Origin of the sequence: Flavonifractor sp. An82 (assembly GCF_002159265.1) — a bacterium.
GTDB lineage: Bacteria > Bacillota > Clostridia > Oscillospirales > Oscillospiraceae > Flavonifractor.
In genome coordinates this window covers 35,931-50,330 of record NZ_NFHG01000010.1, presented here as the reverse complement: position 1 = coordinate 50,330, position 14,400 = coordinate 35,931, and the positions used below count along the sequence as shown (strand labels likewise).

The 14,400-nt window shown below is 59.5% G+C and carries 15 protein-coding genes, 1 pseudogene and 1 riboswitch; of the genes and pseudogenes, 9 read left to right on the top strand and 7 right to left on the bottom strand.

Annotated elements, in window-relative coordinates; genetic code table 11:
* The first annotated feature begins 260 nt into the window (after positions 1–260).
* Positions 261–341: riboswitch (ZMP/ZTP riboswitch) on the top strand.
* A 49-nt stretch (positions 342–390) separates the two neighbouring features.
* Together pflA and pflB are read left to right on the top strand one after the other, a co-directional pair.
* A complete protein-coding gene (gene pflA / locus B5G34_RS11090) occupies positions 391–1,122 on the top strand; it encodes a pyruvate formate-lyase-activating protein (protein WP_087337251.1) in 732 nt (243 codons plus the stop codon).
* A 16-nt stretch (positions 1,123–1,138) separates the two neighbouring features.
* Positions 1,139–3,382: a formate C-acetyltransferase gene (gene pflB / locus B5G34_RS11085; protein WP_087337249.1), complete on the top strand. Its 2,244-nt coding sequence runs from the start codon at positions 1,139–1,141 to the stop codon at positions 3,380–3,382.
* A gap of 50 nt (positions 3,383–3,432) precedes the next feature.
* On the opposite strand, the gene sdaAA is transcribed toward pflB, so the two are convergent.
* The 4 genes from sdaAA to B5G34_RS11065 form a co-directional block, all read right to left on the bottom strand.
* On the bottom strand, positions 3,433–4,302 hold the full coding sequence (gene sdaAA / locus B5G34_RS11080) for an L-serine ammonia-lyase, iron-sulfur-dependent, subunit alpha (protein ID WP_087337246.1): 870 nt from the start codon (positions 4,300–4,302) through the stop codon (positions 3,433–3,435).
* A 12-nt stretch (positions 4,303–4,314) separates the two neighbouring features.
* Complete coding sequence (sdaAB, locus tag B5G34_RS11075) at positions 4,315–4,983, bottom strand: L-serine ammonia-lyase, iron-sulfur-dependent subunit beta (protein ID WP_087337244.1); 669 nt, start codon at positions 4,981–4,983, stop codon at positions 4,315–4,317.
* A gap of 78 nt (positions 4,984–5,061) precedes the next feature.
* A complete protein-coding gene (locus B5G34_RS11070) occupies positions 5,062–6,081 on the bottom strand; it encodes a hypothetical protein (protein WP_087337241.1) in 1,020 nt (339 codons plus the stop codon).
* A 1-nt stretch (position 6,082) separates the two neighbouring features.
* Complete coding sequence (locus tag B5G34_RS11065) at positions 6,083–6,571, bottom strand: RNA polymerase sigma factor (protein WP_087337238.1); 489 nt, start codon at positions 6,569–6,571, stop codon at positions 6,083–6,085.
* Positions 6,572–6,678: 107 nt separating this feature from the next.
* On the opposite strand from B5G34_RS11065, the gene B5G34_RS11060 reads away from it, so the two are divergent.
* Genes B5G34_RS11060 through B5G34_RS11050 form a run of 3 tightly spaced genes read left to right on the top strand, consistent with a single transcriptional unit; the run spans position 6,679 to position 8,380 of the window.
* Positions 6,679–7,134 carry a hypothetical protein gene (locus tag B5G34_RS11060; RefSeq protein WP_162609469.1) on the top strand — a complete coding sequence of 152 codons (456 nt, stop codon included), beginning with the start codon at positions 6,679–6,681 and terminating at the stop codon, positions 7,132–7,134.
* Positions 7,131–7,763, top strand: coding sequence for a hypothetical protein (locus tag B5G34_RS11055; protein ID WP_087337232.1), 633 nt, complete (start codon positions 7,131–7,133; stop codon positions 7,761–7,763). The genes B5G34_RS11060 and B5G34_RS11055 overlap by 4 nt, the downstream gene beginning before the upstream one ends.
* Complete coding sequence (locus B5G34_RS11050) at positions 7,751–8,380, top strand: PrsW family glutamic-type intramembrane protease (RefSeq protein WP_087337229.1); 630 nt, start codon at positions 7,751–7,753, stop codon at positions 8,378–8,380. Before B5G34_RS11055 ends, B5G34_RS11050 begins: the two co-directional genes overlap by 13 nt.
* A gap of 162 nt (positions 8,381–8,542) precedes the next feature.
* Here the strand turns inward: B5G34_RS11050 and B5G34_RS11045 are convergent, their stop codons facing one another.
* From B5G34_RS11045 to B5G34_RS11040, 3 genes and pseudogenes are all read right to left on the bottom strand, one after another.
* A complete protein-coding gene (locus B5G34_RS11045) occupies positions 8,543–9,580 on the bottom strand; it encodes an ATP-binding protein (RefSeq protein WP_242957001.1) in 1,038 nt (345 codons plus the stop codon).
* A 9-nt stretch (positions 9,581–9,589) separates the two neighbouring features.
* A pseudogene (locus tag B5G34_RS19170) lies at positions 9,590–9,997 on the bottom strand (ATP-binding protein); the annotation flags it as partial.
* 165 nt (positions 9,998–10,162) lie between these two features.
* A complete protein-coding gene (locus B5G34_RS11040; RefSeq protein ID WP_087337222.1) occupies positions 10,163–10,786 on the bottom strand; it encodes a hypothetical protein in 624 nt (207 codons plus the stop codon).
* Positions 10,787–10,899: 113 nt separating this feature from the next.
* Between B5G34_RS11040 and B5G34_RS11035 the strand changes: the two genes are divergently transcribed.
* From B5G34_RS11035 to B5G34_RS11020, 4 genes are all read left to right on the top strand, one after another.
* Positions 10,900–11,208 carry a hypothetical protein gene (locus B5G34_RS11035; protein ID WP_087337219.1) on the top strand — a complete coding sequence of 103 codons (309 nt, stop codon included), beginning with the start codon at positions 10,900–10,902 and terminating at the stop codon, positions 11,206–11,208.
* 386 nt (positions 11,209–11,594) lie between these two features.
* A complete protein-coding gene (locus B5G34_RS11030; RefSeq protein WP_087337215.1) occupies positions 11,595–12,380 on the top strand; it encodes an ABC transporter permease in 786 nt (261 codons plus the stop codon).
* A complete protein-coding gene (locus B5G34_RS11025) occupies positions 12,356–13,147 on the top strand; it encodes an ABC transporter ATP-binding protein (protein WP_087337212.1) in 792 nt (263 codons plus the stop codon). Before B5G34_RS11030 ends, B5G34_RS11025 begins: the two co-directional genes overlap by 25 nt.
* A gap of 81 nt (positions 13,148–13,228) precedes the next feature.
* A complete protein-coding gene (locus B5G34_RS11020) occupies positions 13,229–14,281 on the top strand; it encodes an ABC transporter substrate-binding protein (protein ID WP_242956995.1) in 1,053 nt (350 codons plus the stop codon).
* The last annotated feature ends 119 nt before the right edge of the window (positions 14,282–14,400 follow it).

Below are 14,400 nucleotides of genomic sequence, written 5' to 3'. Positions count from 1 at the left end.
AAAATACGAAGAATAGGTGGTTTTCCCTGAGCCTTTCCCCGATGAGCTTCGGGACAAAGCGGGATGACAGAGCGGTTCCGCGCCGGAAGAGCACCGATCTGCAGGGGTAAACGGATGATGAATCCTATTTATAAATATAGCATAAAAATTAGACCTTGGAAAGGGATCTTCCAAATATTACAGGCAGAAAGAGAGGGCAAACTGCTCCGCTTTGGAGCGGGAAGAGATCTCTTGACAAAGCCAGGCGTCCGTGATATAAAAGAATATCATATGACTGACGGATAATGTGGAGCCTACCACATGGAGTATGATAGTTGAAGCCGACCGTCTGGGCGAGAGAAGCCCGGATTGTCGGCTTTTCTTTGTGCAAAAAAGGAGGTATGGTTCCACATGACACAGGGGAGGGTCCACTCCCTGGAATCCATGGGGCTGGTGGACGGCCCCGGCATCCGCACGGCGGTCTTTCTGCAGGGCTGCGCCCTGCGCTGCCGCTACTGCCACAACCCGGACACCTGGTCAGGGGAGGGGACGGCGGAGACGCTTACTCCCCGGCAGCTGGTGGAGCGGCTGGAGCGGTTCCGGCCCTACTACGGCCGTGAGGGCGGGGTCACCTTCTCCGGCGGGGAGCCTCTGCTCCAGCCGGAGTTTCTGGCCGAGACCCTGGCGCTGTGCCATGAGGCGGGCATCCACACCTGCCTGGACACGGCGGGGTGCGGCCTGGGGGAGTACGGGGCCATTCTGGCCCACACCGACCTGGTCCTGCTGGATGTAAAGCACTACACCCCGGAGGGCTGGCAGCAGGTTACCGGGGGCTCCATGGCGGCCTTTGACCGGTTCCTGGAGCAGGCCCAGCAGGCAGGGATTCCCCTGTGGGTGCGCCACGTGGTGGTGCCCGGCCTCACCGACGGGGAGGAGCACCTGGCAGGGCTGGAGGGATATCTGAAGGGGCTGAAGCACATTCAGCGGGTGGAGCTGCTGCCCTACCACACCCTGGGAGTCCACAAGTATGCCGCCCTGGGCCTGGCCTATCCCCTGGAGGGAGTGCCCCCCATGGACGGAAAGATTCTGGAGCAATGGAACAAGCGCCTGAACCGTACCTGCGTCCAGGCGGACAGGTCATGAGAAAAGGAGTCAGCATATGAGCATTGATGTAAATTGCACCGCCTGGCAGGGGTTTCGCACCGGCGAGTGGCGGCATTTGGTGAATGTCCGTAATTTTATTCAGAAGAATTACACTCCGTATTCGGGTAACGGGGAGTTTCTGGCCCCTGTTTCCACAAAAACGGAAAAAGTGTGGAAAAAAGCCGAGGCCCTCATCATTGAGGAAGTGAAGAAGGGCATCATTGACGTGGAGACAAACGCCGTCTCCGGTATCGATAATTTCGCCCCCGGCTACATCGACAAGGCCAACGAGGTCATCGTGGGCCTCCAGACCGACGCCCCCCTCAAGCGGATCGTCAACCCCTTCGGCGGCATCCGCAACGCCACCTCCGCCCTGGAGCAGTACGGCTATCAGCTTAACCCGGAGATCGAGCGCCACTTCCGGCTCTACCGCAAGACCCACAACGAGGGCGTGTTCGACGCCTACCCCCAGCGCACCCGCCTGGCCCGGACGGCTGGCCTGCTCACCGGCCTGCCCGACGCTTACGGCCGGGGCCGCATTGTGGGCGACTACCGCCGGGTGCCCCTGTACGGCACCGACTTCCTCATTGAGGAGAAGAAGGCCGACCTGGACCGCATTGACGGCCCCATGACCGACGAGCGCATCCGCCTGCGGGAGGAGGTCCAGATGCAGATCCGTGCCCTGGAGCAGATGGCCTCCATGGCCGCAAAATACGGCTGCGACATCACCCGCCCGGCGGAGAACGCCCATGAGGCGGTGCAGAACCTGTACATGGCCTACCTGGCGGGCATCAAGGAGAACAACGGCGCCGCCACCTCCCTGGGCCGGGTGTCCACCTTCCTGGACATCTATATCCAGCGGGACCTGGACAACGGGGTGCTGGACGAGCGGGGGGCCCAGGAGCTGATGGACCAGTTCGTCATCAAGCTGCGGCTGGTGCGCCACCTGCGTACCCCGGAGTACAACGAGCTCTTCGGCGGCGACCCCACCTGGGTCACCGAGTCCATCGGCGGCATGGGGGTGGACGGCCGCACCCTGGTGACGAAAAACTCCTTCCGCATGCTCCACACCCTCACCAACCTGGGCACCGCCCCCGAGCCCAACCTGACGGTGCTGTGGAGCCCCCACCTGCCCCAGGGCTTCAAGGACTACTGCGCCAAAATGAGCATCGACACCGACTCCATCCAGTACGAGAGCGACGAGCTCATGCGGCCCATGTACGGCGACGACTACTGCATCGCCTGCTGTGTGTCCGCCATGGCGGTGGGCAAGCAGATGCAGTTCTTCGGGGCCCGGGCCAACCTGGCCAAGAGCCTGCTGTACGCCATCAACGGCGGCGTGGACGAGAAGAAGGGCATCAAGGTGGTGCCCGAGATCCAGCTGGACACCGACGAGGTGCTGGACTACCCCAAGGTGTTGGGCAACTATAAAAAGGTGCTCTCCTACGTGGCGGAGCTCTATGTGGACACCATCAACATCATCCACTACATGCACGACAAGTACGCCTACGAGAGCAGCCAGATGGCCCTCCACGACACCCTGGTGGAGCGGCTGGCCGCCTTCGGCGTGGCGGGCCTGTCCATTGCCGCCGACTCCCTGTCCGCCATCAAGTTCGCCAAGGTGCGCCCCATCCGCAACGAGAACGGCATCGCCGTGGACTTTGAAGTGGAGGGGGACTTCCCCAAGTACGGCAACGACGACGACCGGGTGGACGACATCGCCGTGGAGCTGGTGTCCTACTTCTCCGCCGAGCTGAAGAAGCACCCCTTGTACCGGAACGCCATCCACACCCTGTCCGCCCTCACCATCACCTCCAACGTGATGTACGGCAAGAAGACGGGAGCCACCCCCGACGGCCGCAAGGCAGGGGAGCCCTTCGCCCCCGGCGCCAACCCCATGCACGGCCGGGACAAGAACGGCGCGCTGGCCTCCCTCAACTCGGTGGCCAAGATCCCCTACCGGGCGGTGTGCCAGGACGGCGTGTCCAACACCTTCTCCATCGTGCCCGCCGCCCTGGGAAAGACGGAAGAGCAGCGTGTGGACAATCTGGTGCATATTCTGGACGGCTACTTCCTCCAGGGGGCCCACCACCTGAACGTCAACGTCATGAACCGGCAGCTGCTGGTGGATGCCATGGAGCATCCCGAGCAGTACCCCACCCTGACCATCCGGGTGTCCGGCTACGCGGTGAACTTCTCCCGCCTGAGCCGGGAGCAGCAGCTGGAGGTCATCAAACGCACCTTCCACGAGCAGATGTAACAAGAACAGGCCCCCGGAACTGGGTTCCGGGGGCCTGTTTGATGTGTGGTTCAGCCACAGCCGCCGCAGCGCTGGCAGGCGGAGGGGGTGGCGGCGCAGCCGCCCAGGGCGGTCTCCCGCAGCTCGGCGGGCAGGTAGCGGCCCACCCGGTACATGGCTGCCAGCATCTCGTCAAAGGGAATCAGCTGCTCCACGCCGCTGAGGGCGATCTCGGCGGCAATGAGGGCGTTGGCCACGCCGGCGGCGTTGCGGTTCTGGCAGGGGTATTCCACCAGCCCGCCCACCGGGTCACACACCAGACCCAGCATGTTCATCAGCACGGTGGCGGCGGCGCTGAGGCACTGCTCCGGCTGGCCGCCCATCAGCTCCACCGCGGCGGAGGCTGCCATGGCGGCGGCCACCCCCACCTCGGCCTGACAGCCGCCTACCGCACCCGCCACCGTGGCGTTGCGCATGGCCAGATAGCCGATGGCGCCGGCGTTGAACAGACCGTCCAGCAGCCGCTGGTCGGAGATGTGATACTCATCCTGAAGGGCCAGCAGCAGGCCGGGCACCACGCCGGAGGATCCGGCGGTGGGGGCCGCCACGATGAGGCCCATGGAGGCGTTGACCTCCAGCACCGCCATGGCGTAGGTGATGGCCTTTTGGAGTACCGGGCCGCAGAGGTCCTTCTTCTCCTGGGCCCGGGCGGCCAGTTTTTTGGCCTCCCCGCCGATGAGTCCGCCCATGGAGCGGACGGGACGCTCCAGCGGGATGGTGGCTGACTGGCGCATGATCTCCAGGGCACGGGCCATGCGGCGGTCCACCGCCTCTTCTGTGGTTTCACCCTGGACGATCTCCCGGCGGCGCATGATCTGGGAGATGGGACAGCCCTCCTGGCGGCACAGCTCCAGCAGCTCTTTGGCGTTTTTGAACTCCATGGTGTCCCCTCCTTACGACTGCACGATCATGACGTCCCGGATATAGGGGTTGGCCCGCAGCTCCCAGTCGATGCCGTCGGGCAGGGTGCCGTCGGATTCGATGATGCTGTAGGCGGTGTCCCCCTTGCCCTCCCGGAACAGGCGCATGAAGGCGATGTTCACATTGCGGTCGCTGAGCACGCGGGTGAGGTGGGCCACCACGCCGGGCTTGTCCTGCTGGATCACCACCACCGAGGCGTACTCGCCGCTGAAGTCCACCCGGACGCCGTTGATGCGCACAATGTGCATCTTGCCGCCCCCCAGAGACTCGCCCCGGACGGTCATGACCTGCCCGGCGGCGTTTTCCATGCGGATGTCCACCGTGTTGGGGTGGATGTCGGTCTCGGTCTCATTGGGGGTAAAGGAAAAGGTTAGCCCCCGCTCTTGGGCGATGGAAAAGGAGTCCCGGATGCGCAGATCATCGGTGGAAAAGCCCATGATGCCCCCCAGCAGAGCCCGGTCGGTGCCGTGGCCCTGATAGGTCTTGGCAAAGGAGCCGTAGAGGGTGAAGTCCACCTTCTTCAACGGCGGGGCCAGCAGCTTGTGGGCCACGTTGGCCATGGCCACGGCTCCCGCGGTGTGGGAGCTGGAGGGACCCACCATATTGGGACCCAGTACATCAAAGACGCTGATAAACGACATGGGATCACTCCTTCACGGCGGCAGAAGATTTCTTTAGTATACCATTGCCCAGCCGTGAAATCAAACAAATCTCATATTTTATCCCTCCAGCGGGAAGGTGACCTTCCAGTTCCCTTGGGTATGGCTTCCGCTGAGGAAGAAGTCCCCCGTCAGGCGGCAGCCTGCCGCCTCCTCCGGGGAGAGAGAGAAGACATACTCCTCATAGCTGTCCCCGCTGCCCTCCTCTGCCCAGAAGGAGTAGGAGGCCTCCGGCTCCACCACGGTCCCGTGGGCCCCGGTCAGATAGAGCTGGGCGTGGTTGTCGTTGTCCAGCAGGTCGTCCACCAGCAGCTGGACGTGGAGCCTGCCCTCCACCCAGCCCAGGCCGGTGAGCGTGAACCCCTCCACCGGGCAGGCGTTGTCCCGCAGATTGGGGACCAGGGCCCGGAAAGAACTTTCCTCAAAGGCCTCGCCGCTGCCCCCCCGCAGGTCCACGGCCTGGGTGGCGGGGGCGGTGGAAGCGGCACTCAGATCGGCGGGGAGGTTTACTCCCGTCCGCTCCTCCTTCCGGCTTAAAAATTCCCGGAGGGAGAAGGTGATCTTGTCTCCCGGCATGGCCTGGCCCTCCAGGTGGGTCAGGGTGACCAGGAAGGTGGCGGTGCCGGTAGTTGCGTCATACCCCACCCGCTCACAGTGGCCCGTGGTGTCGTAGGGGGTGCGGATGGTGTAGCTGTCGTACAGGTCGGTGGTGGCGTCCACCCGGTCCCCCTCCAGGTCCTGCAAGGTCAGATAGATCTGGGCGCTGTCCCCCTGGATGCGGGCGGATACTACCTCCATGCGTATGCCGTTGTCCTGGTCGCTCCGCTGTACCGGCTGGAAGGACTGGGCCATGGCGGGGGACACCAGATACATCAGGTCGTAGACCGGCTCCACATGGGCGGCCAGCACAGGCATGGTCAGGGTGAGGGCCAGGGCCGCCGCCAGCACCGCAACGGCGGGGCGGGTCCAGCGGCTGGGGCGGCGGCGAGCGGCCCGGCACAGACGCTGGGTCATGCGCGCCTCCATGGCCCGGGGCATCTCGATGGCCCGGACCGCCTGCTTCAAACGGATCTCTTCCATATTACAGATACTCCTTTCGGTAGATCTCCTCCAGCAGCCTGCGCCCCTTCTGCAGGCGCATTTTTACCGCCGACACCGAGCGATGGATGATGCGGGCGATCTCCTCCATGGGGTACTCCTCCACGTAGTAGAGCACCAGGACCACCCGGAAACGGGGCGGCACCTGCATCAGGGCCTCCAGGATGCCGCACTCCTCCCGGTCCGGCCCGTAGGCCTCCAGGTCCTCCAGGGGCAGCTGGGGGTGGCGGGTCCGCCTGCGCAGCAGGTCCCGGCAGCGGTTGGCCGCCACCGTAATGAGCCAGGCCTTCTCGTGCCCGGCGTCGGCAAAGCTGGGGGCTTTTTGCAGGTATGTCAAAATGGTGTCCTGCACCGCGTCCTCCGCGTCGCTCTCGCTGCCCAGCATCACCAGGCAGAGGCGGAAGAGGGTGCTGCCATAGGTGCGTACCATGTATTCCGCTTCATCCGCCGGCCGTACGGACGATGGCTCCATTCCATCCCCTCCTTTCTACTCTATACACGCACAGGATGGCAGAACGGTCAAGAATTTTTCACAAAAAGAGGCGCGCCCTTCCTTCCTTGCGCCCCGGCGGAGACGGCGTGGAGCAGTTCAACAGCATTGCCCAGTCCATCGTGGACATGGACCCCGACGTGTCCCAGGAAGAGGTGGACACACTCCTCGCCCAGCTGGAGGCCCTGGACCTGGACGGGGAGGAGGAGCAGAATGAGCTCACGGGCAGCATGGTGGGCACCGGGGACCAGAGTATTCAGATGCTCTTTGCCCAGCTCCAGCTGCAGCTGGCCCAGCAGAACAAGCAGCAGGCAACCGACCGGCTCAATGCCATCCAGGCCGCCCAGGAGCAGTCTAGACAGGTTTCGGAGTACATCAATACGGCGCGGCAGCTCTACTCCGACGCCCTGAAGGGCATGTTCGGCAGCGCCACCATGCTGGGTGTGGGCGGTGCGGGGCTGGCAGTGACCGCCCTGGTGGTGGGGCTGGCCGCCGGCTCCCTGGTCACGGTGCTGATCCTGCGCCGGAAGCAGCGTGCCGCATGATCTGGCTGAGACTGGCAGGGGCCTTTGCCGCCCTTCTCTTTGGGCTGTGTACCGCGTTCCGGCCCAAAACCCCGCTCTTCTATAAGATCATCTTTTTTGGTGTGGCCTCCTGCTTCCTGGGCAGCTGCCATGAGGCGCTGGCCAGTCTCCTGCGCCCCAGCGCCGTCCAGGGCTTTCACGTGGGCTGGCTGGGCCATGTGGGTCTGTTCTTTTTCCTGTATTCCTCCTACTACGGGGCCTTTAACAGTCTGGCGGACAGCGGGGAGCGGGAATTTCGCAAATACCGCCTGGCGGCGGCAGCTGTTGCCGCCGGGGTGCTGGTGCTGGGGGTGAGCGGGGCCCTGTGGCGCTGGGAGCACCCCGTTTTGCTGAGCCTCTTTGCCCTCCCGGTTACCATGGCGGCCTATTTTGCCGCCAAGCTGCTCTTTATGCCCGACGTAGAGATGGGCATCATCGCCGCCATGCGGACCTTTCATGCCCTGGCGCTGCTGCTGTGTGTGGTTCAGCTGGCCCAGTTCTGCTGGAGCCCGGCGGGCCTGACCGGCTGGCTTCTGGCGGCGGCGGATGGGGCGCTGCTTCTGGCTGCACTGCCGGTGGCGAGAATGGGGGTGCGCAAGTGGTTTACATAATCTTTATCTGCTTTGCGGTGCCCATCCTCCTGCTGATGACCCTGCTGGACCGCCAGGCCCGGCTGCTGCTGGGCTTTATGCTGTTGGGCATCCTGGTGGCGGTGAGCGCATATGAGATCAACACCATGGTGCAGCTCATCCTGGGGATGAGCGGACAGGACATCTCCATTCGGGTAGCCCCAATCGTGGAGGAACTGCTCAAGGCCTTGCCTGTCCTGTTCTATGCCGCCCTGCTCTGTGAGGATCGGAAGACTCTGATGCCTCTGGCCATGTCGGTGGGCATCGGCTTTGCGCTGATGGAGAACGCATTCCTGCTCATCACCTATATGGACCGGGTGAGCCTGGGCTGGGCGGTGGTTCGAGGCTTTTCCACCAGCCTGTCCCATGGTATGTGTACCCTCTCAGTGGGCTATGGGATGCAGTTTCTAAAGCTTCAGAAAAAGCTCTTCTATACCGGTATTTTCGGACTGCTGTCCCTTGCCATGACCTTCCACGCGGTGTTCAACCTGCTCATCCAGTCCCCCTACGATTGGCTGGGCATGCTTCTGCCCATCGTGACCTATCTGGGCTTCTGGGTGTTCCATGCAAGGCAGCGCAAAAATGGAGCGTGTTCATAAGAACGTTTTGTTCTTATGACACGCTCCATTTTTAGCTTGATTTCCTATTTCCCGGACTTAAGCTCTGGGATTCTTGATGGCAGCCTGGGCGGCTACAGATATTGCTTGGAAATACAAGCTGTCTGATGCGGCACGATATGTGTTTCACAAGGCTTTAGATTTTTAAGCAGTATAATACCTCTGGTTTCTACTCTTTGGCTTCTCAGGTATGGTCATGACCAGCTGACCGGACTCCAGCAAAGGCTTTACATAGTGCTGCATCACATAGAACACCGTCTTGACCCCTAAGTAATCGGCGATTTCCTGCCGTGAGCGGGGTGTTTTACAAAAAGCCAAAAGATCCGGCTCTCCGGAACTTTGTCCGGCAGATGTTTCCGGCTGCACGGGTATATCTGTTCCGTTATAGAGCGTTACCACAAACTCATTGCGCCGGTTCTCAAACTTTGGCTCCGGCAGGCCGTATTCCGCCATGGCCCGGCGGATGGTGGGGATACCGGAGTAGCGGTTCTCCGCCCCAGTGAGTACCTCGGTCATTACTGCCAGGGCAGGATTGCGCAGATCTGGCCGGGCAACGCCCAACTGCTCCACCGTTATTCGGCCGTACAAGCTGCCGGGACTGTGGATCTCCAGCCGGTCGGCGAAGAAGTCAATCTGGATAGGTGTACCTTCTGTATAGATGCTGTAGTCCCGGTGAATCAAGGCATTCAGCACAGCCTCGCGAATGGCGTCCATGGGGTACTCTGGCCGGTCGGTCCGCTTTCCGGTATCCTTGTCAATGATGGTGCGCACCTTCATATTCCGTTGACAAAAAACCAGTGCTTCCTCTGCCATAGCAGAGATGGTCCCCTCAATCCGCTTGTTGTTGGTAAAGCGGGCGGAGTCGGCCGCAGTATCCCCAATCTGAGTTCCAGGCACCACAATGGCGGTGATACCCAGCTGAGGGAAGTAACCCTGGGGATAGAGCGCAAAATTGAGCACACCGGCTAATGTAGGCACGCCATCCCGGGTAATGTTCAGCATCTCGTAGGCCTGTGCCTGGGTAAGCTGTGCAAAGCCGGGCCGCTCGATCCGGCGTTGAAGGAGATAGGCGTCCAGCTTATCCCGTTCCATCATGTCCAACGTGGCCCGCTCCACAGGCCGCTCATCGTCGTGCTGATGCTTCCGAAACGCCTCATAGCTGTATAGCTCATAGTCTGTCATAGGTAGGTCCGCATCGCCTACCCGCAGGAAAGAGCCTTTGATACGGCCTGCGCCCTGGTAAAAGCAGGGCCGCTCAGACAGATCCAGACCCGGAATCTCAGCCGAACAGATCCAGATTCCTTCCTGCCATTCCGCAAAAGTAAAAACAGCCCGAATCTTGGGTTCCATCTGGTTACATTGCTCGGTCACTTTCTTTTGCAGATCCTGAGGATCATATACGCCTACTACCCGATAGCCGGCATCTTCATCGATGCCAAAAAGCAAAATACCCCCGCTGTCCTGATTGGAAAAGCTGGACAACGTATCGTAAAGGCGTTTTGGGCAGTCCACATGGGCGCATTTTAGTTCCAGTGTTTGCGTTTCTGCTTTTTGCTTGCAAATACTCTTTGCTAATTCCAATAACTCAGCGGGCAGCATTTTGCTCACTCCTTGAAAATAAACTAATAACTTGCTTTTGTATACTAATAATAGCAGTGATTATTTGTAAATTCAATCGAAAATTGCAAAAAAGAAATGCGGCTTTGTAAAACGCACTATAAACCCAGCGCTGTAGTGGTGGAGCTACAGCGCTGGGTTTGTCTGTCAGATACTGATGATTACGGTTTTATCATGCCATTTTTTGGCGAAGAATTTCATTCCAAGAGAGCGGCAATAGGCTTGCGCCTCTTCTTTTGTGATAGTAATGGTAAAAAGGGTTTGCGGGTCTGCACTGTGCCGATCCGGCAGCGTATCCGTAGCGGCACACTCACATCTCCGGTATTGCGGCATAGCCATTTCATTGGGTTGTAAGCGTGTGCTGCCTGTCTTATGAGAGGACAGATCCAGGGTCCAGTTAAAGGTATTATCATCGATCAAAACGACCTGCAGAATAAATTCTTCGATCAGTTCTTCTGAAATCCTGGGCCCGGAAAAGTCCAGCCAGCTGTCCAATGTGCGCTTGATCTGCGCTATGTTCAAAGCGGGAACAGGGGATGGTGACAGAGCAGAAAGATCTCTGATCCGTGTTTGAAGCTGGTCGATCTCAGCCTGTATGTTTTGCTTGTCGTGGAGGAATTCTTCTCTCGTAATATCGCCCATCGCACGCATCCCTCGAAGGCCTTCCAGCTTTTCCTGAAGACGGTCCAACTGCTTTTGAAATGACTCTGTAAGGGTGGAAGATTGCTGCTGCTCCTGTACGGAGCATTCCTCCAGCATTTTGCATGCCATAAGAATGGCCTCCTTCTGGTCCTTCCAGACAGTCTGAAAGACACGCAGAGCCATATATCAATTATTATTTTATCGACGACACAAATTATCAAAAGTGCTTTGATGACGGCTATTTGACGGTTATCGGCTATTGTGAGACCTCCGGGGATTTCTTTCAGCTCAAAAACTGTATTTTTGTAGGCTCTGAAGAGATTACGTACAATGAGCCCACTGCCCCCACTTATGAGAATGGGTATGCCCCCAATTATCAAATTGATCCGAACAGCGGTGTACCATTGGATGATCAGATCATTGACGGCATGAGTAATGTGTACCGAGGTGCTGCCAATGATCCCAATATCTCACAGGAAGCAAAGGACGCCTATAATGACTTTGCTAATGCCTGGGATTTTGTGGCTGGATTAAAGCGAGCGGGATATTGACTTTCATATGTGAAATATATTGTTCTTTTTTATCTACAGACGCAAAAATACCACTAAGATCTAGTCTGGAGCAGCTTAGGCCTTGTTTGAATATTGTCAACAAGCCCAATCGCCGGGTCTTTTGCCCCCTGGGTGGCACAATTTTTCCTTGAAATCCGTCAGGATTCCTGCAAAAAAATTGCTTGCCAGCGGCCAAAATTTCTCGCCGCTGCGGCTTTTTCTATTCACTCAAGGGCTCCCGCCAGCACCCACACAGACCTTTGGGATGATAAAACTTCATACTTTCTATTTTGGAAAAAGAAGTTATACTTGTTTTACCTGAAGATTGGGGCAGACTCCCCATACATAATCATGCAGTTTATCACGCGTAAGAAGGAGCGAAGAGAATGGAACAGAAGAAGCAGTCCCTGGCAAACCGGATCCCGCCAAAAGTCTGGTTGCTCATCTCTTTTGCGGTGGCTATGCTGGTATGGTACATCATGTCTATCATCCCCACCACCGCCCGTGCATTCCCCAACATTGTTGTGACCTTCGAGGGCCTGATGCGCATGGTGGAGCGCGGCGCCTTCTGGGAGGACCTGAGCAGCAGCTTGATCTCCGTTGCTCTGGGCTATGTCATCGGCTTCGTCATTGCTCTGCCTGTGGCCATCCTGATGGCCTGGTATGTGCCGGTGCGTAACATCCTGGAGCCCTGGATCCAGTTCATCCGCAACATTCCCCCTCTGGCCTATGTGCCCCTGATCGTGATCTGCGCCGGCGTCGGCCGGCTGCCCCAGGTGATCGTTATTACCATCGCCTGTTTCCTCATCATGTGCGTGACCATCTATCAGGGCGTCATTAATGTGGATGAGACCCTCATCAAGGCCGCCCGTGTGCTGGGTGCCACCGACCGAGACATCTTTGTCCGGGTCATCACCCCTGCTACCCTGCCCTTTATCCTCACCGCTGTCCGGCTGGGCGCCTCGGTGGCCCTGACTACCCTGATTGCCGCCGAGTCCACCGGTGCCACCGCCGGCTTGGGCATGCGCATCCGGTCTCTGAACAACAGCTTTGACGCGGCCCCCATGCTGGCCTACGTCATCATCATCGGCATCATCGGCATCACTGTTGAAAAAATCATCAAATTTATGGAAAGGAAGCTGACGGGATGGCAGGAGAAGAGAGAAATCTGATCGTCAAGATCGATAACGTCCGCAAGGTTTATAATACCCGCAACGGCGAAATGGTAGCCCTGAACGGGGTCGACCTGGACATCTATGAGAACGAATTCATCTGCGTGGTGGGCCCCTCCGGCTGCGGCAAGTCCACCCTGCTGAACATCATCGCCGGCCTCCACGAGGCCACCTCCGGCGCAGTCTACTGCAAGGGTAAGAAGGTCACCGGCACCGGCACTGAGCGCGGCGTGGTCTTCCAGCAGTACGCCCTGTTCCCTTGGCTCACCGTGAAAAAGAACGTCATGTTCGCCCTGGAGATGAAGGGCATCAAGGGCAAAGAGGCCGAGGAAGAGGCCATGAAGTATCTGGCCAAGGTTGACCTGACCAAGTTTGCCGACCACTATCCCAAGGAGCTGTCCGGCGGCATGAAGCAGCGTGTGGCTATCGCCCGCGCTTACGCCGCCGACCCCGAGGTGCTGCTGATGGACGAACCCTTCGGTGCCCTGGACGCCCAGACCCGTACCCAGCTGCAGACCGAGTTACTGGAGACCTGGGAGAAGGATCGTAAGACCTGTTTCTTTATCACCCACGACGTGGAGGAGGCCATCATTCTGGCCCAGAAGGTCATCATCATGTCCGCCCGTCCCGGCCGCATCAAGTCCATCGTCAACATCGACATTCCCTATCCCCGCACGCAGGAAACCAAGATGACCCCCCGTTTCCTGGAGCTGAAGAACGAGATCTGGAGCCAGGTCTACCAGGAGTACCTGGAAGTCCGGAAGTAATTGGGTTGGAACGGCCAAGGCCGTTGCAATAAATACCACAATGAGGAAAGAACCCACAAGTTTATTACAGGAGGAATGAACGTGAAAAAGTTTCTTGCTATGCTTCTGACCGTTGCCATGCTGGGCGGCGCTCTGGCTGCCTGCGGCGGCAATCCCGCGCCTGCCAACAGCCCTGCTGGCGGCGGAGAGACCGCTTCCGGCAACAGTGAGACTCCCAGTGTTGAGACTGTCGACATCAACATCGGCTACATGCCCAACTACGGCGGCATGTGGAGCATGATGACCGCCGCTCAGAAGGGCTTCTTCGAGGAGGAGGGCCTGAATGTCTCCTTCACCGAGTTCCAGGACGGCCCCACCATCATCGCCGCCATGGAGAATGGCTCCGTGAACTTCGGCTACATCGGCCAGGGCGCCCATAAGCTGTGCGTCCAGGGCAACGCCACCATCATCGCTCTGTCCCACATCTCCAACGGCGACGCCCTCATCGGCGGCCCCGGCATCACCACTGTTGAGGACCTGAAGGGCAAGACCGTTGCCTACTCCTCCGGCACCTCCAGCGAGGACATCCTGCGCAACTCCCTGGCTGCCCACGGCATGACCATGGACGACATCACCGCTATGGATATGGACGCTGCCTCCGTTGTGACCGCCATGATGTCCGGCGGCGTGGACGCCTGCGCCACCTGGTCCCCCAACAGCCTGACCATCCTCGAGGGCATGTCTGACACCACCAAGCTGGCCGACAACATGACCTTCTCCGACACCAGCGTGTCTCTGGCCAGCTGGATCGTCACCCCCAAGTACCTGGAAGAGAACCGCGACGTGGCCGTCCGTTTCGTCCGCGCTCTGTTCAAGGCTATGGACTACGCTGCTGACGAGCATCATGACGAGGTCGCTCAGTGGTGCGCCGATAAGGCCAAGCTGGACTACGACACCATGTACAACCAGCGCGGCGACGCCGACTGGCTGACCGGTAAGGAAGTCGTGGACGGCGTGTCCGACGGCACCGTGAAGGGCTACTACGAGCTGCAGCAGAAGAACCTGCTGGACGGCGGCTCCATCACCGAAGAGGACGTCTGCCCCGTGGAAGACTACGTGGCTTTCGACCTGATGACCGAGGCCGGCAACTACTAATAGGACCCCAGGAGGGGCGGCGGCGGAACACCGCCGCCGCCCCTTTGTGTATAACTGACATTTACAAAGTGCGGTATTCCCGGTACAATAGCACCGAAGGCTGAGAACAGAGGAGGATA